This window comes from Sedimentitalea arenosa, assembly GCF_016428585.1.
In the GTDB taxonomy this organism is placed as follows: Bacteria; Pseudomonadota; Alphaproteobacteria; order Rhodobacterales; family Rhodobacteraceae; genus Sedimentitalea; species Sedimentitalea arenosa.
Genome location: NZ_JAELVR010000002.1, coordinates 63628 through 86194, shown reverse-complemented (window position 1 = coordinate 86194; position 22567 = coordinate 63628). Strand labels below are relative to the sequence as shown.

Annotated in this window: 20 protein-coding genes; 8 read left to right on the top strand and 12 right to left on the bottom strand. The window is 63.0% G+C overall.

The annotated features are described in order from the left end of the window. Positions 1-25: 25 nt before the first annotated feature. A complete protein-coding gene (locus JF290_RS03210; RefSeq protein WP_199023312.1) occupies positions 26-1147 on the bottom strand; it encodes a pyridoxal phosphate-dependent aminotransferase in 1122 nt (373 codons plus the stop codon). 29 nt (positions 1148-1176) lie between these two features. On the opposite strand from JF290_RS03210, the gene JF290_RS03205 reads away from it, so the two are divergent. Beyond that, a complete protein-coding gene (locus JF290_RS03205; RefSeq protein ID WP_199023311.1) occupies positions 1177-1935 on the top strand; it encodes an MBL fold metallo-hydrolase in 759 nt (252 codons plus the stop codon). Positions 1936-1945: 10 nt separating this feature from the next. Here the strand turns inward: JF290_RS03205 and JF290_RS03200 are convergent, their stop codons facing one another. Next, positions 1946-2710, bottom strand: coding sequence for an SDR family NAD(P)-dependent oxidoreductase (locus JF290_RS03200; protein ID WP_199023310.1), 765 nt, complete (start codon positions 2708-2710; stop codon positions 1946-1948). 367 nt (positions 2711-3077) lie between these two features. Here JF290_RS03200 and JF290_RS03195 point away from each other — a divergent pair, with 367 nt between their 5' ends. From JF290_RS03195 to JF290_RS03185, 3 genes are all read left to right on the top strand, one after another. Continuing rightward, the gene (locus JF290_RS03195) at positions 3078-3806 is read left to right on the top strand and encodes a nitrogen regulation protein NR(II) (protein WP_199023309.1); all 729 of its coding nucleotides are present in this window, start codon (positions 3078-3080) and stop codon (positions 3804-3806) included. 495 nt (positions 3807-4301) lie between these two features. Beyond that, the gene (locus tag JF290_RS03190) at positions 4302-5120 is read left to right on the top strand and encodes a hypothetical protein (RefSeq protein ID WP_199023308.1); all 819 of its coding nucleotides are present in this window, start codon (positions 4302-4304) and stop codon (positions 5118-5120) included. A gap of 91 nt (positions 5121-5211) precedes the next feature. After that, positions 5212-5892: a TIGR02466 family protein gene (locus JF290_RS03185; RefSeq protein ID WP_199023307.1), complete on the top strand. Its 681-nt coding sequence runs from the start codon at positions 5212-5214 to the stop codon at positions 5890-5892. A 141-nt stretch (positions 5893-6033) separates the two neighbouring features. Here the strand turns inward: JF290_RS03185 and JF290_RS03180 are convergent, their stop codons facing one another. The 10 genes from JF290_RS03180 to JF290_RS03135 all read right to left on the bottom strand — a co-directional run bounded on the left by JF290_RS03180 (position 6034) and on the right by JF290_RS03135 (position 18533). Then, positions 6034-7266 (bottom strand): hypothetical protein, encoded by a 1233-nt coding sequence (locus tag JF290_RS03180; protein WP_199023306.1) that lies wholly within the window; start codon positions 7264-7266, stop codon positions 6034-6036. Positions 7267-7269: 3 nt separating this feature from the next. Next, positions 7270-9072 carry a cysteine peptidase family C39 domain-containing protein gene (locus JF290_RS03175; RefSeq protein WP_199023305.1) on the bottom strand — a complete coding sequence of 601 codons (1803 nt, stop codon included), beginning with the start codon at positions 9070-9072 and terminating at the stop codon, positions 7270-7272. Further along, positions 9059-10663 (bottom strand): hypothetical protein, encoded by a 1605-nt coding sequence (locus tag JF290_RS03170; RefSeq protein WP_199023304.1) that lies wholly within the window; start codon positions 10661-10663, stop codon positions 9059-9061. Before JF290_RS03170 ends, JF290_RS03175 begins: the two co-directional genes overlap by 14 nt. Beyond that, positions 10660-11178 carry a hypothetical protein gene (locus tag JF290_RS03165; RefSeq protein ID WP_199023303.1) on the bottom strand — a complete coding sequence of 173 codons (519 nt, stop codon included), beginning with the start codon at positions 11176-11178 and terminating at the stop codon, positions 10660-10662. The genes JF290_RS03170 and JF290_RS03165 overlap by 4 nt, the downstream gene beginning before the upstream one ends. A 73-nt stretch (positions 11179-11251) precedes the next feature. Continuing rightward, positions 11252-11446, bottom strand: a complete 195-nt coding sequence (locus JF290_RS03160) for a hypothetical protein (protein ID WP_199023302.1) — start codon at positions 11444-11446, stop codon at positions 11252-11254. Between the two features lie 27 nt (positions 11447-11473). Beyond that, on the bottom strand, positions 11474-13828 hold the full coding sequence (locus tag JF290_RS03155) for a hypothetical protein (RefSeq protein WP_199023301.1): 2355 nt from the start codon (positions 13826-13828) through the stop codon (positions 11474-11476). Between the two features lie 78 nt (positions 13829-13906). Further along, positions 13907-15412 carry a radical SAM/SPASM domain-containing protein gene (locus JF290_RS03150; RefSeq protein WP_199023300.1) on the bottom strand — a complete coding sequence of 502 codons (1506 nt, stop codon included), beginning with the start codon at positions 15410-15412 and terminating at the stop codon, positions 13907-13909. Continuing rightward, positions 15405-16133: a hypothetical protein gene (locus JF290_RS03145; RefSeq protein ID WP_199023299.1), complete on the bottom strand. Its 729-nt coding sequence runs from the start codon at positions 16131-16133 to the stop codon at positions 15405-15407. Before JF290_RS03145 ends, JF290_RS03150 begins: the two co-directional genes overlap by 8 nt. A gap of 391 nt (positions 16134-16524) precedes the next feature. After that, positions 16525-16932 carry a (R)-mandelonitrile lyase gene (locus tag JF290_RS03140; protein ID WP_199023298.1) on the bottom strand — a complete coding sequence of 136 codons (408 nt, stop codon included), beginning with the start codon at positions 16930-16932 and terminating at the stop codon, positions 16525-16527. A 26-nt stretch (positions 16933-16958) separates the two neighbouring features. Further along, complete coding sequence (locus JF290_RS03135; protein WP_233155119.1) at positions 16959-18533, bottom strand: acetolactate synthase large subunit; 1575 nt, start codon at positions 18531-18533, stop codon at positions 16959-16961. 159 nt (positions 18534-18692) lie between these two features. Here JF290_RS03135 and JF290_RS03130 point away from each other — a divergent pair, with 159 nt between their 5' ends. The 4 genes from JF290_RS03130 to JF290_RS03115 are packed head-to-tail and all read left to right on the top strand — an operon-like array spanning position 18693 to position 22522. After that, on the top strand, positions 18693-19559 hold the full coding sequence (locus JF290_RS03130; RefSeq protein WP_199023297.1) for an FAD binding domain-containing protein: 867 nt from the start codon (positions 18693-18695) through the stop codon (positions 19557-19559). Then, positions 19556-20035 (top strand): (2Fe-2S)-binding protein, encoded by a 480-nt coding sequence (locus JF290_RS03125; protein ID WP_199023296.1) that lies wholly within the window; start codon positions 19556-19558, stop codon positions 20033-20035. The genes JF290_RS03130 and JF290_RS03125 overlap by 4 nt, the downstream gene beginning before the upstream one ends. Next, complete coding sequence (locus JF290_RS03120) at positions 20035-22284, top strand: xanthine dehydrogenase family protein molybdopterin-binding subunit (RefSeq protein ID WP_199023295.1); 2250 nt, start codon at positions 20035-20037, stop codon at positions 22282-22284. Before JF290_RS03125 ends, JF290_RS03120 begins: the two co-directional genes overlap by 1 nt. Next, positions 22277-22522, top strand: a complete 246-nt coding sequence (locus JF290_RS03115) for a MoaD/ThiS family protein (protein WP_199023294.1) — start codon at positions 22277-22279, stop codon at positions 22520-22522. Before JF290_RS03120 ends, JF290_RS03115 begins: the two co-directional genes overlap by 8 nt. Positions 22523-22567: the final 45 nt, after the last annotated feature.

The window sequence follows — 22567 nt, the reverse complement described above, 5'->3', positions numbered from 1 at the left end:
CTTGGAAACCGCAAATCCGGGAAGCTTACCAGGCGCGCAACAGGTCTGCGATCCGATCAAGGCCGGTTTGCAGATCGACCGACGTCCCGCCGCCGACACCCAGCCGGATGTGCTGTGGGCAGCCATAGGCGCTGCCCGGCAAAAGAAACGTGCGGTACGGGTCTGCCAACAGGCGGCCAGCAAAGGCGTCGCTGTCCACGCCGCCGGGCAAGCGTGCAAGCCCGATCAGCCCGGCTTCGGGTCGCTGCCAGGACAGACCGGGTTGGGTCGCGACGAAAGCGTCCAACACGTCCAGATTGGCCCGGCCCTGGTCGCGAGCCCGGGCCATCGCAGGATCATAGCGGTCAGGCCGTAGCGCGATCTCGGCAATGACCTCGCCCATGATGTTCATGATTTCGCTGCTGTTCTCCCGCAGCACCACTGCGTCCATGATCACTTCGGGATCGCGGCAGATCATCCACCCGGTGCGCAGGCCCTGCAGTCCCAGCGCCTTGGACACGCTACCCGTGGTGATCCCGCGATCGTAGAGACCGGCAATCGACGCGCCTCGCCCTCCCTGCCATTCCAGCCCGGCATAGACTTCGTCGATCAGAAGCCATGCCCCGACCCTGTCCGCGATGACGACCAGCCGGTCGAGTTCGTCCGGGCGGAACAGCCGGCCGGTCGGGTTGTTGGGATTGGTGAGGAAGATCATCCGGGTGCGGTCGGTCACCGCCGCCTCGAGCGCATCGAAAGACAACGCCCAGCCGGCACTTTCATCCCGCGCGACCGGACGGATCGTGGCGCCGATGGCCTTGGCCAGCACCTCGGCCTGAGGCCAGCCTGGGCGTTCGACCACGATCTCGTCGCCCGGCTGCAGCAATTGCATCACCGCGAGGTAGTTCGCCTCGGCCGCGCCCGCGGTGATCAGAACGTCGTCGAGCCTGCAGATGTCCGAGAGCCCGGCATGGTCCAGAACATGCTGGCGCAGCTCCGGCAGACCACGGAAGGAGCGATTGTTCCAGTCCAGCGACAGGTCGGGATCGAGCGCATCGAGATATGCGCCGAGCTTGGGCGGCTCGGACAGCGACAGGCCGACAATCACGTCAGGGTTTGCTTCGGTCGTGTCCAGAAGATACTGGAACAGGGTATGGATCCTGACTTTCATGCCCATCGCCACGTGAGAGATTTCACCCAATGAATACGCGAGCCATTCTGAAAGGCCACCCGGTTTCGGTCCATGTTCTGGATTTCGGGCTGTTCAAGGTTCACGCCAACGGGCGCATCATCGGCATCTGCGGTTTCCTGATCCGCACCAGTGCAGGCGAAGAGGTGCTCGTCGACTCGGGCTTCCCCGCCAAGTACGCCGAGGACGCGGCGCGCGCGACGCAGGAGGATTCTCTGGGGTCGTTCGGCAGCGTGCTGTCCTGCACTCCCGAGAATCTCCCGGCCGCGCAACTGGCCTGTGCTGGCACCACGCTCGACCGGATCAACCTGATGATCCAGACGCACACCCATATCGACCATGTCGGCGGCCTGGCGCTCTGTCCGCAGGCGCCGATCCTCATTGCGCGCGCGGAGCGCGAGTTGCCAAAGCCGCTCTACTGGCGCGGCGCGCAACCGATCGACTGGCCTGACCGCGATTACCTGTTGATCGATGAAGACACCCGGATCGGCCCCGGGTTCGAGGTACTGTTCACTCCGGGCCACGCACCGGGCCAACTGTCGCTCCTGCTCGAGTTGCCCGAAACCGGCCCCCTGATGCTGACTTCGGACGCGATTTCCCGCCCCGCGGAAATAGACGAGGCCTTTGCAGGGTCATGGAATGAAGATCTGGCGATCCGGCATGGCGCGCGGCTCATGGCTCTTGTCCGCGACACCGGCGCGACAGTGATCTACGGCCATTGTCCCGAGCAATGGAAAACCCTCAAGAAAGCTCCCGCCTCATACACTTGAGGAATGGTCTTCACCTGACATCCCGCCCCTGGTTCAGGATGATGACGTTGCCCGAGCAGACATCGCCGGCCGCGGACATCAGGAAAGCCACCCAGGCCGCGATCTCCTCGGGTTGCATGGCACGTCCATGCGGCATGGCCGAAATCGCGCGATCCAGAACCTCCTCGCTGAGGACACCGAAGAGCGGCGTTTCGGTCATCGCAGGGGCGATCGAATTGACCGCGACACGCTCGCGGGCATAGCGGCGGGCGAGATCCTTGGTCAGCGTGTCCATCGCCGCCTTGCTTGCGCGGTAATGCGGTGGGTCGAAGACGTCGAAATTGTAGGCACCGTTTGAGGAGATGTTCACGATCTTGCGTACTCCCTCTCGCCCCTCCATCAGCTTGATCGCCTGCTGGCAACAGTGGAAAGCGGAGTTGAAATTGACCGCCATCTGACGGTCGAGTTCGGCGGCAGTGATGTCCGGAAAGTCCGACATGAAACAGGTGCCCGCATTGTTCACCAGCCCATCAAGGCCGCCGTGACGCGCACGGATCGTGGCGAACGCATCGGCAATGGCATCCGGATCGGTCAGATCGACCAAAATCGGATCGAACGCGCCGGCATGGCCATCAGCCGAAATCCGCTCAGCCAGATCCTTGAGCCCCTCGTCAGACACATCGAGGCCAACGACCCTGAACCCGGCGCCAATCAGCCCCCGACTGATCGCTCGCCCCAACCCGCCGGCGGCACCGGTCACGCAAGTCACCTTGATTTCGTTGGATTTTCCCGTCATCTTCGTGGCCTTCCGGTTCTCTATTCGCGGCTTTTCATCAAGGCTTGTTCCGGTGCGATCCGATCGCGTCAAACGCCCCAGCACACGGAAGCGTGACGCGTTTGGCCTCCGCACCGGGCACCGTTAACTGGATCGCAACGGTTCCTACGATATACTTAACGTACAGTTTTGATTGATTGATTAGATAATTGCGAGGGCGTTTTCGATGACAACGCACGTACACTCCACCGGCTCTGGCGCAGCTGGTGATGCGAAGCCTCCTTACGAGGCGGATCTTCTCACGGCGAGAGATCAGTTTCTGAAAGTCGATGCGCCCCCGCCCTTTCTGTTGTGGAGCCCTGATCCGCGAAATTCCTTTCGCTCCGTGGTGCAGCAGTTCAGCGACACCTGTGACCGACTCAGCTCGGGCGCGGCAACCATTCCGCTCAAGGCGCTCGACCTCGGGGTGTTCGGGGCGACGAAGGATTGGCTGATGCTGCTGTCCACGACCGACGATCCCCGCGTCTTTCACTATGATCACTATGGCCTGGGGATCGCACGGATTTATGGCAAGGACATGACCGGCATGACGACGGACGCCTTTCCCGGCCATATCAGCGCTTTCTTCAGCGCGACCTACGTCGCCGTGGGCCAGCGCCGCGAGCGCCTGTTGACGGTGCATCAACCACCGCGCAGTGTTTTCGTCTCGACTTGGCAGCGCCTGATCGTGCCTGTCGTCGATGAGACCGAGACGACGGTTCAGTTCCTGGTGCTGAACGTGCCTGAAAACGAACTTCGCGCAGGGCTCGAGATCCTGCCCGTGCCGGTGCTGATCGTCGACAAGGATCACAGGGTTTGCTACGCGAACAAACAGGCCCGGCAGGAATTTGACGGTGGCGGCGTCGGGCCCTGGGGACGATCGCTTTTCGAGTATGCCGCGCTCGACCTGACGATCCGGGAAAGCCCGGGTGAAATCATGGACACCGGCATGGTCCAGACCAGTCTCTGCCGCCATATCAAGCACACCCAGATCGGAGCCTACGAGGCGACGATCAGCGCGGCCCTGCATCACAACGTCGCCTTCTATGTCGTTATGCTGCAACAGCGCAGTCATTGAGCATAGCTGTCAGCGCGAACGGCCTGCCCGTTCGGATGGGATCGCCGTCACGTAGGCGTTTCGCGCAGAAATCTTGATGCGTTCGCCCATAGCACGATGTCCGAAAGCCATGACCCCGGGATGTCCGGAAAGACGCCATTGATCACGACCATCGCCGCCCTGGATATCTGACCACTCTCGACGTCCGGCACTGTCCGCACGATTTCGGCGTCCCGAATGCCGTGCCGTAGCACACGAAGAGGCTCGACGGCGACCGACAGCAGATCTTTTCCGACGGTCGCTCAATCGCGGCGTTCCCCCGGATCGAGTCCAGCTCGCACGCTCCGCGCTGGACGGCGAAAGGTAAGATATACCAGCATTGCGCGGATGAAGGGGCATGGCTAAGCTTCTTGCAATTCAAACACCGGGGCAGGACAGAAACTGCCAATCCGGCACCGACTATTGAAATATCCGTTTCGCGTGGCCCCGCCGCGCCCAAGTATTGGAGTATGGCGCATGGAGCCGTTCACGGTGCCATCAGTAGATGCATGCAGATCGAATTTGCTCTGCCTCGCGATCACGGCCAGCCTCGCCTCGTTTTCCACGGGCCTGTGGGCCAGCGAACCGCCCTTTTCGGCAACTGCGGACACGGTATTTGACATCATTCTCGATGACGATCCCTCAACCTTCGTTTGCCTTGCCTACGAGGGCCGAGGGACTCGCCAGATGTGGGACAAGCGGCAGGACGACGAGTTCGATCTGGACACCTTTGTCTTCAGCGCCCATTTCAGCGACATGCCCCCTTTCGAGATCGTGCTGAACCCCGAGTTCGAAACGGAGGTGGCCGCCCGCGCGGAAGCCGACCGCTACGGCAATCGCCTGGGTCAGATCCCGCTTGCCTTTCGGCACGGTATTCGCCGCTTGGGCATTCACAAGGGGGATGAAGGGTTCCACGCCGGGTCAGGCAAGATGTTCGTCTACCAGGACATGGCGACGCGCCGGATCGGTCAGAAACGGTTGGCGGAATCCCTGCTGCACGAGTCGATCCACGCGACTCTGGACAACGCGTATAGCCTGTCGCCTGGATGGGTCGCGGCGCAACGCCAAGACGACGCTTTCATGACCCGCTATGCGCAGTCTCGTCCCGACCGCGAGGATCTGGCCGAAACCGCGCTTTTCGCTTATGCGCTGCTGCGCCATCCCGGCCGGATTCCGCCTGTCGACAGTCGCGACATTCTTGCGCGAGTCCCGGCCCGGATCGCCGTCATCCGAACGATTCTTGATACACCACCGAATGTGCCATCTGCTCCACCGGTTCCAGAGGGATGTCGCTGAACCCAAGGCCTTTTCTCGAAGGTTCATTTCCAGGCAGCGAACGTACCGTTGCGGTGCTGCAATTGCCAAATCCAAGTCCAAGGAGACCATTATGACCCGTACCATTGCTCAGATCGAAACCGAAGGCGGACAGGACGAATTGCGCAGGGACGACTATTTCCCGACGCTGGTCTATTCGACCAAGCTGCACGACGCGGAAGACATGAATCGGGAAATCCTCGCCGCCATCTACGAGGAACGCGACAAGGACTCCAAAGGGATTGAACGCTCGAACTATCGCTCGCTGGGTGGCTGGCACAGCCACAACAACCTGCACAAGGACGCCAAGTTCAAGCGGCTCACCAACCGGATTCACAAGATGCTTGGCGGTGTGAACGAAAACCTCGGCTATGACACTGCACGCCATCTGCGCGTGTCGACCATGTGGTCCATCACTAATCCGCCGCTCAGCTCGAACCGCGCGCATATCCATCCGGGCGCGCTCTGGAGCGGGGTCTATTACGTGCAGGCCCCCGAAGGCGCAGGCGCCATCGAATTCACCGATCCGCGCGTCGTCACCATCATGAATGGCGCAAACTACATCCCGAACAAGCGCCGCAAGACGGAATGCTGGACCAAGGTCAAGGTCAAACCGGTCGCCGGCAAGATGCTGTTCTTCCCCAGCTGGCTCTATCACAGCGTCGAACCGAACCTGGCGGAAGGCGAAGGCAACGAAGCCGAACGGATCATCATAAGCTTCAATATCAGCCAGTGGAAAAAGCCCACCAACTGATTGCGCGACCTTTATCGTAGAGCCGCCCGGGACCGAAAGGGTCCGGGCGGTTTCCTTTTGGTCGTCCGGTTGCCCGGCCATGTCGCGATCATCGCGAGAGACGGCGCTTGCGCATTGAGACGGGGTTGCAGGGCGAACCGTTCAGCGCGCCATCGCCATGATCCGCCGGTTGGCGATCTGCGAAAGAGCCACGGTGGACTTCGAGATGCTGAGCAGGATCACCACGGGCGCGATCGAAAAGAGCGATGTCGACATCAGCGAGTCCGAAACGCTGATCGACAGTTTCTGAAATCCCGCCGCGATCGGAAAGGCATAGGAGGAGAAAATCACCATGAAGGCCACGCCCATTCCGATATCCTGGGTCAGGCGGAACCGTGACTGGGTTTCACGCACCTTGCGCTGCATATCGCCATAGCGCCGGATCCGGTCCCGCAGCACATCCTTCTTGGCGGCCCGCAGCGCCGGAGGCGCCAGCGTGTCATTTGACGCGCGAAATGACAGGAAGGACTGTTCGAGCCGCGTTTCGCTGCGGTCGAACGCCAGGCCAAGCTTCCGCAACGTTCCGCGATCGCCCATCATCAGCGTGACGATGATCAGCGCAACGATCACGCCGATGACCACGAGCGGAGAGATGAAATAGACGAAGCACAAAAGCAGCAGAAATCCGAAAATCACCGCCTCTTCCTCGCGGCTGCGGTCGTTCTCCTTCAGGATGCTGGTCAGGTTGTTCAGGGTCAACGGCGCGTTCTCGGAGGCGCGATACTCGTACTGGAACTGTTCGCGCATCCGGGTCAGGCCCTCCTCGCTGAGCGTCTTGCAACGAACGCGGAGGCCGACCGCCAAAAGACCGATCCCGACCGCAAGCGCGAAGATCAGCGCGAACGGTTCGATGGCCGCCTTCTCGACCCCGGCTCGCACCGAGTAGAACAGCACGATGATCGACATGACCGAGAATACCTTGGAAAGCAGGCGATAGGTTTTCATCTCGCGGCGATCGGCCTGCAGCAAAACGTCCAGACGACCTGACAGGGACTGCGACGTCGCCACGTTGCTGAGCAGGATGCCCTTGAGATCGATGATCGAGCAGGCCCTGTCGCGGTCCGGCACATTGAAGCGTTTCACCTTCTGCCATTCACCGCGCGACGCGTCCCAGCGCGACAGGTCCCCCACCCCGTCCCATCGCGTCAGGCGCAGCGCATAGGCGGCACGCGGCGCGCAGCCGGGGTCCTCGGTCAGTACCCATTTGGCGGCCTGGATGCTGCTGCCTTTCGGGTCGGAAAAAAACACGTCGACGGGTAGCGACGCCAGTTCAGGCGGCGCGGCGGCCTCGGAGTAGGGCCAGATGTCACCAAGGATCGGATAGGTCACGGGCATGGATCACGCAGCCTCCACCACTGTCAGGCGTTTCATCGTCAGATGCCCGGCGCAGGGCAGCCCGAGCCTGCGCAACCGGGCCTGCAACTCGGCCACGGGCAGCCGTTCGCGAAAATCCCAGAAGACGGGGAAATCGCCGGGTTCGCAGCTGTGCAGGTCCCGCAGCACCAGGTCCTCGGCGCTCTGGTCGAGGATCTCACGGGTGTTCACCCGCGCCGGCAGATTGGCATCGGCGCGGGCTTCGCGGGCGATCATCAGCTGTTCGAAATCGACCTGCGACGCGTTCTGCCCCGGGCCGAAGATGCGGATCGGCCCGATCCGCGGGATCGGTTCGGACGCTGGCAGGTTTTCGACCGTGTGGCGCACGATATCAGCCATGATCAGACGCTGTTCGCGCACCGTCAGGTCGGGCTGCATCAGGCTTTGCGTCAGGGGGGTGATCCCGTCGATGCGCATCAGCCCGTCAGCATGTTGCACGCTCAGGTCGATCGGGCCGACGATCCGCTGGGTGCGCAACGGCACCTGGCTCGCCGTCAAGTCGGACAGCGGTTCACGCGCCGCGAGGCCCGGCGCAAGTGCCATGGCGCGGCGAAAGTCCGTCGGCACGATCTGCATCGCTGCGAGGATCCAGAACATGAGCGCGACCGGTGGCAGGTTGCTCAGCAGGACGCTGAACCCGGCGACGCCGATCACGGTCCATTTCGCGGCCTCGCCGATCAGGTCGGGCCCTGAAACCGCGTTGATCACATCGTGTCCGAGGCTCAGCTTGCTGTAACGGCCGATGCCGGGGCGCACGGAACGTCGGCACACCTTCACGCGGTCAAGCTGCACGACGATCAGGACAAAGCCGAAGAGAAGCGTGTGCACCACCGCAAGTACGGGGCTCAGGAACATCAGCAAGGCCGGCATGGCGCAGAACGCGCCCAAGGTGGCCGGAACCTGCGACCGCTGGGGGATGGCGACGCTCAGCCCCTTGCGCAACGAGCTTGCCACCTCGCGCTCGTCGCGGCCACGGAATCCGCTGAGGTCGCGGCCACGCACCGACGTGCGGATAAGACCGCGCCAGAACCCGGTCTGGCGGCGGCGCGTCCAACCGTCTTCGCCGTCGAACCTGACCTGGTGAGCCAGCAACAGCAACGCACCGCAGACGGCGATCAATCCAAAGGCGGTCAACAGCGAAGAAAACCCTGCCCGGTTCAGGACGAGATAGAGCACGGCAACAAGGCAAAGCAGGATGGCGCATTCAAGCAGCCGCGTGGCGAAGCCGATGATGAAAAGCGACACCGGTTCGACCCCGCGGGTCTGGCGCCCACCAACCGCACCGCCCGGCGCCGGATGCGCCGGCAGCTGCGCGGCCGCCGTCTGCCCGCCGACCTGCAACAGGTAACCGGAATACAGGCTCTCGAAATCCTGCATCGGGTAGAAGACCGGGCCGACCGACGGGTCAAAGACGAGCACGCCGCCACGATAGGCCCGCAACAACACCACGTAGTGCTGCTGGGTCATGTGCAGTATTGCCTGCCCTTCGATCTCGCCGATGCGGCCCGCCGGGACGGAAAGTGATCGCGCCTCGATCCCGTGGCACTCTGCGAAGTAGACACGCAAAGCCTCGAGACTTGTGCCGGTGCGATCGGGGTCCATCCGGTCGACCGCGTCAACTGAATCTGCCTTGCGGCCCATCAGGTTCAGAACCGTCAGGGCACTGGCGACACCGCAATCGGTACGCGCGGTCTGCGACACGAAGCGGCTCTGCCGGGCAATCAGCGTCCAGACGGACGCGAACCAGAAGAGACTAGATCGCAGCATTTCGGGCCAACAGGAAACTGAAGAGCGACTGGCGCGCCAGCGGGAAGCTCAGGTGGACGACCGCGCCGGGGAGGTGTTCGATCCGTTCGGCGGAACTGTCGCTCACGCCGACGACAACTTGCGACAGCACGCCGCGCTTGATGATCTTCCCGGCAAGGGATTCGTTGCCGAGCCTGATGCCGAGTTCCTTTGTGTCGACGGTCGAGAAATCGCGGTCGAGCAGTTGCGCATCGAAGACGATCTCGGACCCGGTGCGCGTATCGCTGATCGAGCCGCGCACCACTTGCCCGGGCTGCAACACCACGGCATGGCGGTTTTCGAGAAAGCCGACGATCTCGTGGCGGTCGGGTTCGGCAAGCTGCGGGTCGGTCTTGGGCAGGGTCAACCATGACGTCACGAGGATCGGCAGGTCCTCGGTGTCGCGCGCTGTGCTGGCCCCCACGACAACCCGATCGGGTGGAGGCGCCGTGAATTCGGCAAAGACGGAGACGATATCAATCGCGCCCGCGGTCTGTTCATCCAGATACACCTTGGCGATCTCCAGCCCGCCGTCGCGCAGCGTCCGCTCCATCCGCGCGGCATCCACCGGAAGCCGCAGACGGATCTTGCGGTCGCCGTGTCGCAGCAGTACCTCGCCGGTCTCCGCCGCGCCGTAGATCAACAACGACAGGCCCGCGACGGGCCGCCCGCTGGCCAGCAACCTGAGCGCATCGCCCTTCTCGACATCCGCGCGGCTGGCCTGCAGCGTCCGCATGTCGATAGATTGGCCATCGGACACGGCGACCTGCGGCAGCACCGCCTTGGCCAGGTATCGCGCCTCGGCCTCGGCGCGGGTGGTCTGGCGCAGGACCTCCAGTTCGCGGATCTGGATCTGCAGATTGTCCAGACGCTCGTTCAGGATATCGACCTCGGCCGCGTCGATGGAATTGTCATAGGTCAGGTCGTTCAGGGTCTTGACCATGTCCAGAACCATCTTGTCAGACGAGAACCGCGTCCCCTTGCTGGTGATGACCGAAAGGCGCTCGCCCTGGATGTCCTCGAGCATCGTCGCCAGTTTCTGTGCGGGAAGCGCCGAAATTTCGCCGGAGCGTTTCACGAGATCCTCGAGCTGCGCCAATTGCAGCAGGCGCTCCTCGTTCAGCGCGTCGATATCCGACACGCTATCGGCATTGAACGCTTGCAGCGCGGCGAGCACGTTCTGGGTATCGTCCTGCAGCACTTGGCGCGCGGCCAGCCGTTCGACCGTCGCCGCGCGCTTGGCGCGGTCACGCTCCAGATCCACCTGAATCTTGGAGGTCCGCTCCAAATGGTCGCTCTCGATCTTGGCAAGCTCGCGCTGCATCGTGCCAAGCAGCAGGGCGTTTTCGGCCGCAGCCGCGCGATCTGTCACCGTGGTGACAATCTGCCCGGGTCGGAACTGCCCGCCTTCGGAGGGGAAATGCTGCACCACGCCCGCTTCTGCCGCGCGGATGCTGCGCACGCCGCCGGGATTGACCACAAGGCCGAAACCTTCGACCGAAAACGACACCGGGACGTAGAACACGCCGAGCGCCGCGAGCAAAAGGCCGATCGAAACGGAAAACAGTTTCATGACGCGCTCCTTTCCTCGACACCGATCGCAGGCGCTGCGAAAGGTGCGTCAAGATCCAGTTTCCCAGTGTGGAAATCCGCAATGACCGAGCGCAATATCGCCATCAGCGTCATGATGTCGGTTTCCAGTTCGAAGTCAGGTACCCGGTCGGAGGTTTGAACGGCGCGCACGCCGTCCCCGTCGACAAGAACGCGGCGCTCCACGCGCCCGTCGATCAGGAACAGGCCCAACCAGCTGTCGCGCCCGGTCAGTGCAAGCTTGTCTATGTGGAAAAAGCGGGGCAGCAGTTCTTCGATCATCAGGTCCAACTTCCGATCAGTCGGCAGCGCGTTGAAATCCACGCGGTCGTTGATCTCGTGATCGAACGCGGTCGCCTCTTTCAACTCGGGGCGAAAGCAGAGCACGGCGTTGCCACCGCCATCGCCAAACGCCAGCCGGGCGCGGCCCGCGCGGATCGCCTTGTCCAGAGACAGGGACTTGATCTTGTAGGGAGGGGCCTGGTCGATGAATTGCATTGCGGATCACGTCCTGTTCTTGCGCACCCGGAACAGTGCATGTCGTCACATCAAGGGCGCTTCTGTCCCCTGATCATCCCGCCTCGCCACACGTCAAAGCGATCGGGATCGGGTTGTGCAGGTCCTGAAACGGTCCTGCACCGGGAGCCGGGGTCGTCATCATGACAGTATCGGCCCAGTGGAAGCGGCGCGCATTGCGCCGCTTTGGGAGGCGGTATCCCGCGCAGACGGGGTGGCGCAGGGCGATGTGTCCGAACGTGCCGTTCATCGCCCTGCACTCCATTACCGCGTTCGCTCAGACGCCCGGATCGATGTCCAGGCCACCGGCAAGATCGGCGCCGAACACGTCATCGGCATCCTCAGCTCCGGCCGGGCCGCCCGCATCGATGGCGCAGGCATCCGCACCGCAGGCATCGTCGGCACCGTATTCGTCGGCCCCGCCATCAGCACCGCAGGCAAAGCCGGCACCCGGAGGCGGAAGGACCTCGTCATACTCGTTGCCTTCATCGGCACCGGGTTCGTTGCCTTCGTTGCCCTCGTTGCCTTCGTCGGTGGTGTCACCAGGCTCGTTGCCTTCGTTGCCTTCGTTACCTTCGTCGACGCCGCGCTCGTTGCCCTCGTCGCCTTCGTTGCCTTCGTTGCCCTCGTTGCCTTCGTCTTCACCTCGGCCGATGCCTTCATCGCCTTCGTTGCCTTCGTTGCCTTCGTTGCCCTCGTCACCCGGGCCGCGTTCGTCGCCTTCGTTGCCTTCGTCGACGCCCGCTTCGTTGCCTTCGTCGCCCTCGTTGCCTTCGTTGCCTTCGTTGCCTTCGTCTTCACCTCGGCCGATACCTTCATCGCCCTCGTTGCCTTCGTTGCCTTCGTTGCCTTCATCGGCACCGGGCTCGTTGCCCTCGTTGCCTTCGTTGCCTTCGTCGGAGGTGTCCCCGGGCTCGTTGCCCTCGTTGCCCTCGTCGCCTTCGTCGTTGATGGTGATGTCGACAGGCCCAGCAACGGGCTCATCACCTTCGTTGCCTTCGTTGGCTTCGTCGCCTTCGTCGCCCTCGTCGCCTTCATTGCCGTCGAAGTCAGGATCGACAGTTTCGTTGCCTTCGTCACCTTCGTCGTTGATCGAGTTCTCGTTGCCCTCGTCACCTTCGTCGTTGATCGAGTTCTCGTTGCCCTCGTCGCCTTCGTCGTTCACCGAGTTCTCATTGCCCTCGTCGCCTTCGTCGTTCACCGAGTTCTCGTTGCCCTCGTCGCCTTCGTCGTTCACCGAGTTCTCGTTGCCCTCGTCACCTTCATCGTTGGGCACGTTCTCGTTGCCCTCGTTGGCTTCGTCGCCTTCGTTGCCCTCGTCGCCTTCGTCGCCGGGTTCGTTGCCCTCGTTGCCTTCATCGAAGTCGTTCGGCTCGTTCTCTTCGTTGCCTTCGTCGCCTTCGTTGCCCTCGTCGTTCTCGTTGCCCTCGTTGTCCTCGTCACCTTCGTTGAACTCGTCATTGCCGATCTCGACGATGAAGTCGGCGGTTTCGTTGCCTTCGTCGTCTTCGTTGCCTTCGTTGAATTCGTCGCCCTCGTTGTCTTCGTCGCCTTCGTTGCCGGCGAAGTCGGGATCTGCGGGCTCGTTGCCCTCGTCACCTTCGTCGTTGGGCGTGATTTCGTTGCCCTCGTTGCCCTCGTCTCCCTCGTCTCCTTCGTTGCCTTCGTCGTTGACGGAGTTCTCGTTGCCCTCGTCGCCTTCGTCGTTCGGCGTGCTGGCGAATTCGTTGCCCTCGTTGCCTTCGTCGCCTTCGTTGCCCTCGTCACCTTCATCGAACAGGTTGGGTTCATTCTGCTCGTTGAATTCGTCGCCTTCGTTGCCCTCGTCGTTCTCGTTGCCTTCGTTGTCCTCGTCGCCTTCGTTGAACTCGTCATTGCCGATTTCGACGATGAAGTCGGCGGTTTCGTTGCCCTCGTTGTCCTCGTTGCCCTCGTTGAATTCGTCGCCTTCGTTGCCCTCGTCGCCTTCGTTGCCGGCACCATCCGGATCGGCTGGCTCGTTGCCTTCGTTGCCTTCATCGAGGCCGATATCGGACTCGTTGCCCTCGTCGCCTTCGTCGTTCGGCGTGAATTCGTTGCCCTCGTTGCCCTCGTCGTTCGGCGTGCTGGCGAATTCGTTGCCCTCGTCGCCTTCGTCGCCTTCCGAGCCGTCAGCGGGCGGGGTCACTTCGTTGCCCTCATCGCCTTCGTCGTTCGGTGAGAACTCGTTGCCTTCGTTGCCCTCATCCGCTCCGGTGGTGGTGAATTCGTTGCCCTCGTCGCCTTCGTCGGCGCCGGTGGTGGCGAATTCGTTGCCCTCGTTGCCTTCATCGGCTCCGGTGGTCGCGAATTCATTGCCCTCGTCGCCTTCGTCGTTGGCGACGTTCTCGTTGCCCTCGTCACCCTCATCGAACAGGCTGGGCTCGTTGCCTTCGTTGCCTTCGTTGTTCTCGTCGCCCTCGTCGTCTTCGTTGCCCTCGTCGGCTTCGTCGCCTTCATTGCCCTCGTCGCTCTCCTGGGCGGGATCGGGGACCGGCATGCCGCCGGTGATTGCGATCGCCTGTTCGGTGGTCAGTTCGACGATCGCATCGTCGCTTGTGTCTTCGGCAGTCAGGTCTGCAATGGTAGACCGCAGGAAGGAAAGAAGTTGCATTTTGTAAACTCCAATAAACTGGTGAAATGACGTACACGTCATTCCCTGTTGCCCGGCTCTGAAAAAAGACCGGTGCTTTTATGAATGAACGCCGTGGGACAATCCCATCAGCGCATGGTGGACCGCCCCGACGGAATCCAGCGTGTGCCGGCTCCCGGTGAGCATGCCACCGTCTTTGACCGTTGGACTGTTTTTCTGATCCCAGTCGTCATCCGTGACGAACCCCCGCGCCTTCGCGCGGAGAAACAGTTGCTCGGCCATGTTAAATTTCAAACTCGGACAAGGCAGCTTGCCTGACTCTCCCGAGGCATAATCATTGTGGACAAATTTGAACGCACAGGCGCCACCGCAGGCAGGCAGAAGCTGGCAGCTGCTGCACACCGGGTTGTCGAAGGGCGACCAGTCGTTCCACATCTTTTCGGTTCCCGCGTCTTTCTTGCGAGTATTACCCATCACGCTGCCGACGCGTAGGCTGGAATCCATTACCGTGTCCCAGCACTTGTGCAGATCCCCGTTGGGCACGACGACATAGCTGTTGGGCTTGACTGCCGTGCACAGCCCCAGGAACCGCGGCATCCGGGGCATCGCCATCAGGCCCTTTTCGAACGCCACCTGGTGCAGTCGGCTTTCGGTCTCGCCGTAATCGGTCTTGGACAGGCAGCTGTCGCAGCCACCGGCGTTTTCGGCGACGCTCTCAACCGGGGCGAAATAGACCGACACGCCGTTCTTGATGCCCAGCCCGGACTCCTGAAGGATATCCAGCAGCGCCAGGGCTTCCGCCTCGTTCTGCCCGTCGATGTTGACCCGGACCGATACCGACAGGAGTTTTCGTGCGGTCACGGCCTTTATGTTGTCGATGATCTTGTGGAATGTGCCGCGTCCACTTGTCAGGTGGCGACGGCTGTCATGCGCCTCCTCGTCCCCGTCGATGGTGATCTGAACCCGCGACACCTGCGCCTGCTTCAACTTCTCGGCGACCGGAACGGTCATCTTGTAGCCATTGGAAATCATCATGGAGGTGTACTTGATGCCGTGCGCCTCGCAGTGGCGGATCGCGTCGGCGGAAATATTCCAGATCGCCTCCTGGTCCATCAGCGGCTCGCCGCCATACCAGGTCAAGTGAAAGCTCTTCTTGCCCTTCAGCCGATCCAGCACAAAGGCCTTGGTCGCGGCGCGCACCTTGGGCGTCATCTTGGTCAACGGCTTGTCGAGGCCCTGGAAACAGTAGTGGCAGCCGAAATTGCAAGACAGGGTGGGCGCGATCGTCAGCATCATGTGGCTGTCGTTGTGCCGTGCCGCGTCGTAGCGAGCACGCACGACCTCCAGTTCGTCGGCGTCGGCGTTCAGCACATAACCGCCCTGCACGAAACCGCGATAAGCGGCGGTGAATGGAACGCTGCCGTCGGTGGCCAGATCGGTCCAGAGCGCCATGTCGTCCCTGTCCCAGATCGAGAAGGATTGCGACACGGTGTTGTAGGCAAGGTGCCTGCCCCCGGCGATCGGGACCAGGATGTTGTAGCGGGACGGTTTGATCCTGGTGGCGGCATCGTCTGCGTTGTCGGGCTGAAACTGTCCGTCAGGCATGAGAAAATGCCTCCTTGCGAATTGAAAACAATGAATAAATGAAAATCGAAAGTGCAATCGATGCGGCAACGAAATAGCCGGCGTAGGTCCAGATTTGCGCCGCCTCGATGCCAAGGTTCAGTGCCTCGGAGAACACGACCATGCTCGCCGCATGGACCAAGGCGACCGCCAGAATGTTGGCGCCGATCAGTCGAAGCGTCAGGAAATAGACCCCGGCTCCCGCTGAGATCAGCGCCTGCGGAACGCCGTCGGCGACGTGGAAGATGAATACCGCCAGAGTCGACACCACATAGATATGCGCGAGCCTGGGCGAGAACGCCTTGATGACCGCTTCGCGCAGGAAAAGGCTTTCGGCGATGGCGATCAGCAGGAACGGCGCAAAAGACGCCGCCAGTCCCGCGACCGATACGTCCGGCAGAACGGTGATCTGCAGCAACACGACCCCGTAGAGCACCGGCACGACCCAGAGCAATGGACCGAGCATCACCCCGAATAGGGTGCGCGGCCAAGTCCAGATCAGCCGAGGTGTTCCGTAAAGCGTGGATTTCGGCCGTATGATCACCGAGATCAGGTCACCGCGCAGAATGACGACCGCTCCCAGAACGAGAGCGCCATAGACAACACTGGTAATCTCGGGAAGGCTGAGGCTGAACACGCCGTGCCGCGCTGTCTCGAAGAAGCAAATGAGAGAGACAAAAACCACGGCGAATGCGATGTTCACGATCGCGCCTTTCAAAAAAAAATAAAATACTTACAAAAACTATACACCAAAGATGTGGGAACCGGTCATGATTCGTAAAGGTTTTTCTGGGCACGGTCGCTTGTGAGGCCCGTCATGACGCAAGCCCCTCCTGACACTCAGGTCAGAAGTTACGTTAACTTATTTCCCTTAAATACTGTTTTTAAATATTTTTTCTGATATTTTGCACTCCGAGTGATGAGCTCCTCACCAAGCACGGCCCAAACTTCGGCGCAAACACAGTTCAGGTCAGAGCGGCGCCCCACTCGCCAGAAACACCGAAAAGCGAACGATCCATTCCCGCCGATCCGATTGGCCCAAGCGACCGCGCGGTTCGGTTCAAATCCATCGACGCGCCTGATCCGCGACAGCTTCAGTCAGCAGGTGCAGCGCCGTACTCCGCGTCGGTCACCTTGTTGAGCCAGGTCGCGACCGAGCCGTCCTGCTGCTCCTGTATGGCCGTATGGACCATCCCGGTGGTCGGCCCGGCGCCGTGCCAGTGTTCGAGACCGGGCGGAATCCATACCGTGTCGCCCGCCCTGATGACCCTTGGCGGGGCGTCCCGAACACCGATCAGACCAACGCCATCGGTAACGTGCAGCGTCTGCCCCAACGGGTGGTGATGCCACGCCGTGCGCGCGCCCGGTTCGAACGCGACGCGAAGCGCCCGCACCCGCGCCGGAGAGGGCGCTTCGATGATCGGGTCCTGCCAGACGGTTCCGGTGAACCAGTCCGGATTGGCGCGCAGAGTCGGGCGTTGTCCTGCCGGGAAGATGTCCATGTCTGTCTCCTGTGTCCGGAACGCGGCTACATCACCGCTTCGATAAGATAGGGCCCTTCGGCATCCAGACCGGCGATCATCGCCTTCTCAAGCGCGGCGGCGTCTTCGACACGGCACCCTTCGACCCCCATGCCGCGCGCCATGGCCACCCAATCGAGCGCCGGACGATCCAGCGACAGCATGTCGACCGCGCGCGGCCCGGGGTTCTGCACGCCGACATTTGTCAATTCTCCGCGCAGGATCGCGTAGCTGCGGTTGGAGAGAATAACCGTCGTCACGTCGAGTCCCTCGCGCGCCATGCTCCAGAGCGCCTGCAGCGTGTACATCGCGCTGCCATCGCCGATCATCGCCAACACCTTGCGCTCGGGACGCGCGATGGCGGCGCCGATCGCCACCGGCAGACCATAGCCGATCGACCCGCCGCAATTGTTGAGCCATGTGTGTGGTGCCGATCCCGCAGTCGCCGGCAAGAAGGCGCGCCCCGTGGTGACCGATTCATCGACGACGATCGCGTTCTCGGGGATCGTGCGCGCCAGAACGGCCGCGATACTCTTGGCGGTGATCGCGCCCGAAGGCAGCGCCACCTGCTGCCTCATGGCGATCCCGCCAGGCGCCGTGGCTCGCGCCTGCAGCCCGTCGGCCAGCGCGGCAAGCGCCCCGCCCAGATCGGCGCCCGCGTCGGCCAGCGCAACGATCTGAGCATCCGGCCGCGTCAGAACGGCGGGTTTGCCGGGATAGGCGAAAAACCCGATCGGGGCCCGCGCCCCGACCAGCACGATCCGCCGATAGCGGCCCAGCACCTCGAGCGCCTGGTCGATCGGATAGGGTACCTTGCCGACGAAAACCCGCCCTGCCCCACGCTCGAGCCGCGCGTTGGACCATTCCGACAGCAGCCCGCAGCCGGTCTTTTCGACGATCCGGCCCGCCATCTCGAGGTTCTCGACACTCAATGCCGCGCCGCCCAGCAGCAACAGGCTGTCCGGGCCGGACAGCGCCGCCACAGCCTCGGCAAGGGCGGCGTCGTCAAAACCCGTGCGCTCGGGTACCGGAAGCGGCGCAGCCACGGCGCCACCCTCTGTCCAGGCAGTGTCGCTGGGCAGGATGAGGCTGGCGATCTGGCCCGGCGGGGTGCGCGCGGCCTGAACGGCGCGCGCGCCATCGACCGACACATCTGCCGCGCTGGTCGAACTGTGCACCCAATGCGACATGGGCCGCGCGATGCCCTCGATATCCGAGGTCAACGGTGCGTCCAGTTCGATATGGCTCGCCGCATGTTCACCGATGATGTTGACCACGCCCGACCCGGCCTTCTTGGCGTTGTGCAGATTCGCGAGACCATTCGCGAGACCGGGGCCGAGGTGCAGCAGCGTGCAGGCGGGCTTGCGCGCCATCCGGTAATACCCGTCGGCAGCACCCGTCGCGACCCCTTCGAACAAGGCCAGCACCGAGCGCATTCCCGGCACGTGATCGAGCGCCGCGACGAAATGCATCTCGGACGTGCCCGGATTCGTGAAGCAGGTGTCGACACCGCTCTCGATCAGGGTCCGCACAAGGCTTTCCGCCCCGTTCATCGTCCGTGGTCCCGCGTCCTCAATCGTCATTCGATGCTGCTCCCTTTCCGTTTCGCGTCAACCTAGGCCGCGCAGCTCGGCAGATGCAATCGGGAAGGCGAGAATCCACCGCCCGACGCGACGGTGGTGGTTGCCGAGACCATCGCGATCTGAAACAGTTTGGCGGTCAACGAGCCGGGAGACACCTCAATGCAATATCACAAACCGGACAGTTTTGCCGACGCGGCGGCGATCGCGGCGCGGGCCGAGGGCCTGACCCGCTTTCTCGCCGGGGGCACGGATGTGCTGGTCCAGTTGCGCGCGGACATCGCGACACCGGACACACTGATCGACGTCAAGGGCATCACGGGCGTGCGCGAGATCGCCCGCGAGGAGGACGGCGGCTGGAGGATCGGAATCGCCGTCAGCGGGGCCGAATTGAACGAACATCCCGAATTCGGTGGCGAATGGCCAGGGCTTGTCGAGGCGGTGGACCTGATCGGTTCCACGCAGATCCAGGGCCGCTGCACCATGGTCGGCAACCTCTGCAACGGCTCGCCCGCCGCTGACGCGGTTCCGGCAATGGTTGCCGCCGGCGTCACCCTGTCGGTCACCGGACCGGACGGCACCCGGCGGGTCGCCGTCGAGGAGATCCCGGTCAGCCCCGGCAAGACCAGCCTCGCCAAGGGCGAACTGGTGTCCGCTGTGCATGTGCCGCCGCGAGGAGCACAAGGTGGCGACGCCTATCTGCGCTTCATTCCGCGCACCGAAATGGACATCGCGGTCGTTGGCTGCGCGATCAACCTCCGCCGGGACGGCGACAGGATCACCGAGGCGCGGGTGTCGCTGGGGGCGGTCGCCCCAACCGTCCTGCTGGTGCAGGAGGCGGCGGACGCCCTGATCGGCACGACGCTCGGCGACGCGGCGCTCGACGCGCTGGCAGAGGCGGCCAGTGCCGCCTGCAAGCCCATCGACGACAAGCGTGGCACCATCGCGTTCCGCACCCATGTCGCCGGTGTTCTGGCGAAACGAGCCGCGAAAATCGCCTATGAGCGCGCAGGAAAGGCAGGATCATGAGCAACATACATGTGACAACCACCGTCAACGGCGACGAGGTCGAGTTCCTCTGCGATCCGCGCGAGACATTGCTGGACGTGCTGCGCGACCGGCTCGGCCTGACCGGTGCCAAGGAAGGCTGCGGCACCGGCGATTGCGGCGCCTGTTCGGTCACGCTAGACGGACGGTTGGTCTGTTCCTGCCTCGTGCTGGGGGCCGAGGCCGAGGGCAAAGAGATCGCCACGGTCGAAGGCATGGCCACCGGCGAGGCGCTGCACCCGCTCCAGAAGAAATTCATCGAACATGCCGCCCTGCAATGCGGCATCTGCACACCGGGCATCCTGGTCGCGACCGAGGCCCTGCTGAAAAAGAACCCAGATCCGACCGAAACCGAGGTGCGCTATTGGCTGGCGGGAAATCTCTGCCGTTGCACAGGTTATGACAAGATCATCCGCGCCGTGATGGACACGGCAGCGGACATGCGGGAGGCATCGTAATGGCACTGGATTCCCTGAAATCGCACGGATTCACCCAGGTCGGCACCCGGCCCGACCGCCCCGACGGGGTCGACAAGGTCACCGGACGCGCAAGGTTCGGCGCCGATGTCACCGCCCCCGGTATGCTGCACGCGGCGATCCTGCGCAGCCCGCATGCCCATGCCCGCATCAAGCGGATCGACACCAGCAAGGCCGAGGCGCTGACCGGCGTCAAGGGCATCGTCACCCGCGCCGATTTCGCCACCGGACTGACCGGCGAGAACTGGAACATTCTTGAAAACGTCATGGCAGGCGACACCGCGCTCTATGACGGGCATGCCATTGCCGCCGTCGCCGCAACCAGCGCGCTGATCGCCCGCGACGCCGTCAAGCTGATCGAGGTCGAGTACGACGTGCTGCCGCATGTCACCGATGTCGACGCGGCGATGGCCGAGGGTGCACCGGTGATCCGCGAAGGTGCGGCGGATGCGTCGGTGCCCGAGGGGCTACACCCCAACGTGGTGCGCTACCACGAAAGCGGGCACGGCGATGTCGAAGCCGGGTTTGCCGAGGCGGACCTGGTGATCGAGGATCATTTCAAGACCGAGGCCACGCATCAGGGCTATATCGAACCGCATGCTTGTCTTGCGACGCTTGGCGGCGACGGCAAGGGCGAACTCTGGTGCTGCACGCAAGGCCATTGGAACGTGCAGAAGATCTGTGCGGCGCTTCTGGGGCTTGAGACCGCGAACCTGCGCGTGACAGCGAGCGAGATCGGCGGCGGCTTTGGCGGCAAGACCGCTGTCTTCATCGAACCGGTCGCTCTGGCCCTGTCACGCAAGACCAACAAGCCGGTCAAGCTGGTCATGTCGCGCTCCGAAGTCTTCCGCGCCACCGGGCCGACCGCGTCGACCTCGATGGATATCAAGATCGGGATGACGAAAGACGGCACGATCACCGCCGCGCAGGGCGTGTTCCGCCTGCAGGGCGGCGCGTTTCCGGGCGCGCCTTGCGAATTCACCGCCATGTGCGCCTTTGCGCCGTATGCGTTGAAGAACGTGCACCAGGTCGGGTACGACGTGATGAGCAACCGCCCCAAGCAGGCCGCCTACCGCGCGCCCGGCTCTCCGATGGCGGCCTTCGCGGTGGAATCGGTGATCGACGAGCTGTGCAACCAGCTCGGGCTCGATCCGATCGACACACGGCTCAAGAACGCGTCGAAAAAGGGCACCAAGGCCAGCTTCGGCCCGACCTTCGACCAGATCGGGCTGGTCGAGACGCTTGAAGCGGCCAAGGCCCATCCGCACTATTCCGCCCCGCTGAAACCCGGTCAGGGGCGCGGGATATCCTGCGGGTTCTGGTTCAACCATGGCGGCGAAACCGCGGTTACATTGGCCCTGTCCGAAGACGGCACCGCGCAGCTTGCGGTGGGCACACCGGATATCGGCGGCAGCCGCGCGTCGATGGCGCTGATGGCGGCGGAAGAGCTTGGCATTCCGTACGAAAACATCCGCGTCACCATCGCCGACACCGCGACGCTGGGCTATAATGAGGTCAGCCATGGCAGCCGCGTGACCTATGCCAGCGGTCTCGCTACCATCGAGGCCGCGCGCGACGCGGTGAAGAAGCTCTGCGCACGCGCGGCGGCCAAATGGGGCATCCCCGAGGACGCGGTGAAATGGGAAGACGGCTGTGCCGTGCCCTCCGGTCCCAACGCGGGCGATTTCGATCCGTTGCCCATCGACCAGATCACCAAGCGCATGGGCGCGACCGGCGGGCCGATCGTGGGTCATTTCGAGGCCACGCCCGAAGGCGCGGGCGTCAGTTTCGCCACCCATATCGTGGATGCCGAGGTCGATGCCGAAACCGGCAAGACCAGCGTCGTGCGCTATACGGTGGTGCAGGATGCCGGCAAGGCGATCCACCCGACCTATGTCGAAGGCCAGTTCCAGGGCGGCGCAGCACAGGGCATCGGCTGGGCGCTGAACGAGGAATACATCTACGGTGAAGACGGACGGTTACAGAACGCCGTGTTCCTCGATTACCGCATCCCGGTGGCGAGCGATCTGCCGATGATCGACACGGTGATCGTCGAAGTTCCGAACCCCGGTCACCCGTATGGCGTGCGAGGGGTCGGGGAAACGTCCATCTGTCCGCCGCTGGCGGCGATTGCCAACGCGGTGTCTGCGGCGGCGGGCGTGCGCCTGCGTCAACTGCCGATGTCCCCGCCCCGCATCCTCGCCGCGCTGGATGCGCAGCGCAATGGTTGAGGTCAACCTCTGGTCAGGGCTGCGCGCCCTGGCCGACGGCAAGGACAAGGTGGAGGTCGAAGCCTCAACTGTCGGCGAAGTCCTGGACGGGCTCGTCAAGGCCCATCCGGGGTTGCAGGAGGCGATCGATGCCGGCGTTTCGGTCGCCGTGGACGGACGCATCATCGCCAGCGGTCTGACCGAGCCTGTCGCACCCGACAGCGAGGTTTACCTGATGCAGCGGCTCAAGGGCGGCTGAAAGCTCCGCAGGAATCCGCTATCGCAACCTCTTAACATGTGATCT

What these genes read in the sequence shown, in the direction of transcription:
- JF290_RS03165 (WP_199023303.1), bottom strand. Translation starts at nt 11,178, where the DNA reads ATGCAATTCATCGACCAGGCCCCTCCCTACAAGATCAAGTCCCTGTCT.
- JF290_RS03180 (WP_199023306.1), bottom strand. Translation starts at nt 7,266, where the DNA reads ATGCCCGTGACCTATCCGATCCTTGGTGACATCTGGCCCTACTCCGAG.
- JF290_RS03175 (WP_199023305.1), bottom strand. Translation starts at nt 9,072, where the DNA reads ATGCTGCGATCTAGTCTCTTCTGGTTCGCGTCCGTCTGGACGCTGATT.
- JF290_RS03210 (WP_199023312.1), bottom strand. Translation starts at nt 1,147, where the DNA reads ATGAAAGTCAGGATCCATACCCTGTTCCAGTATCTTCTGGACACGACC.
- JF290_RS03120 (WP_199023295.1), top strand. Translation starts at nt 20,035, where the DNA reads ATGGCACTGGATTCCCTGAAATCGCACGGATTCACCCAGGTCGGCACC.
- JF290_RS03200 (WP_199023310.1), bottom strand. Translation starts at nt 2,710, where the DNA reads ATGACGGGAAAATCCAACGAAATCAAGGTGACTTGCGTGACCGGTGCC.
- JF290_RS03115 (WP_199023294.1), top strand. Translation starts at nt 22,277, where the DNA reads ATGGTTGAGGTCAACCTCTGGTCAGGGCTGCGCGCCCTGGCCGACGGC.
- JF290_RS03140 (WP_199023298.1), bottom strand. Translation starts at nt 16,932, where the DNA reads ATGGACATCTTCCCGGCAGGACAACGCCCGACTCTGCGCGCCAATCCG.
- JF290_RS03170 (WP_199023304.1), bottom strand. Translation starts at nt 10,663, where the DNA reads ATGAAACTGTTTTCCGTTTCGATCGGCCTTTTGCTCGCGGCGCTCGGC.
- JF290_RS03185 (WP_199023307.1), top strand. Translation starts at nt 5,212, where the DNA reads ATGACCCGTACCATTGCTCAGATCGAAACCGAAGGCGGACAGGACGAA.
- JF290_RS03205 (WP_199023311.1), top strand. Translation starts at nt 1,177, where the DNA reads ATGAATACGCGAGCCATTCTGAAAGGCCACCCGGTTTCGGTCCATGTT.
- JF290_RS03150 (WP_199023300.1), bottom strand. Translation starts at nt 15,412, where the DNA reads ATGCCTGACGGACAGTTTCAGCCCGACAACGCAGACGATGCCGCCACC.
- JF290_RS03160 (WP_199023302.1), bottom strand. Translation starts at nt 11,446, where the DNA reads ATGAACGGCACGTTCGGACACATCGCCCTGCGCCACCCCGTCTGCGCG.
- JF290_RS03125 (WP_199023296.1), top strand. Translation starts at nt 19,556, where the DNA reads ATGAGCAACATACATGTGACAACCACCGTCAACGGCGACGAGGTCGAG.
- JF290_RS03155 (WP_199023301.1), bottom strand. Translation starts at nt 13,828, where the DNA reads ATGCAACTTCTTTCCTTCCTGCGGTCTACCATTGCAGACCTGACTGCC.
- JF290_RS03130 (WP_199023297.1), top strand. Translation starts at nt 18,693, where the DNA reads ATGCAATATCACAAACCGGACAGTTTTGCCGACGCGGCGGCGATCGCG.
- JF290_RS03190 (WP_199023308.1), top strand. Translation starts at nt 4,302, where the DNA reads ATGGAGCCGTTCACGGTGCCATCAGTAGATGCATGCAGATCGAATTTG.
- JF290_RS03135 (WP_233155119.1), bottom strand. Translation starts at nt 18,533, where the DNA reads ATGACGATTGAGGACGCGGGACCACGGACGATGAACGGGGCGGAAAGC.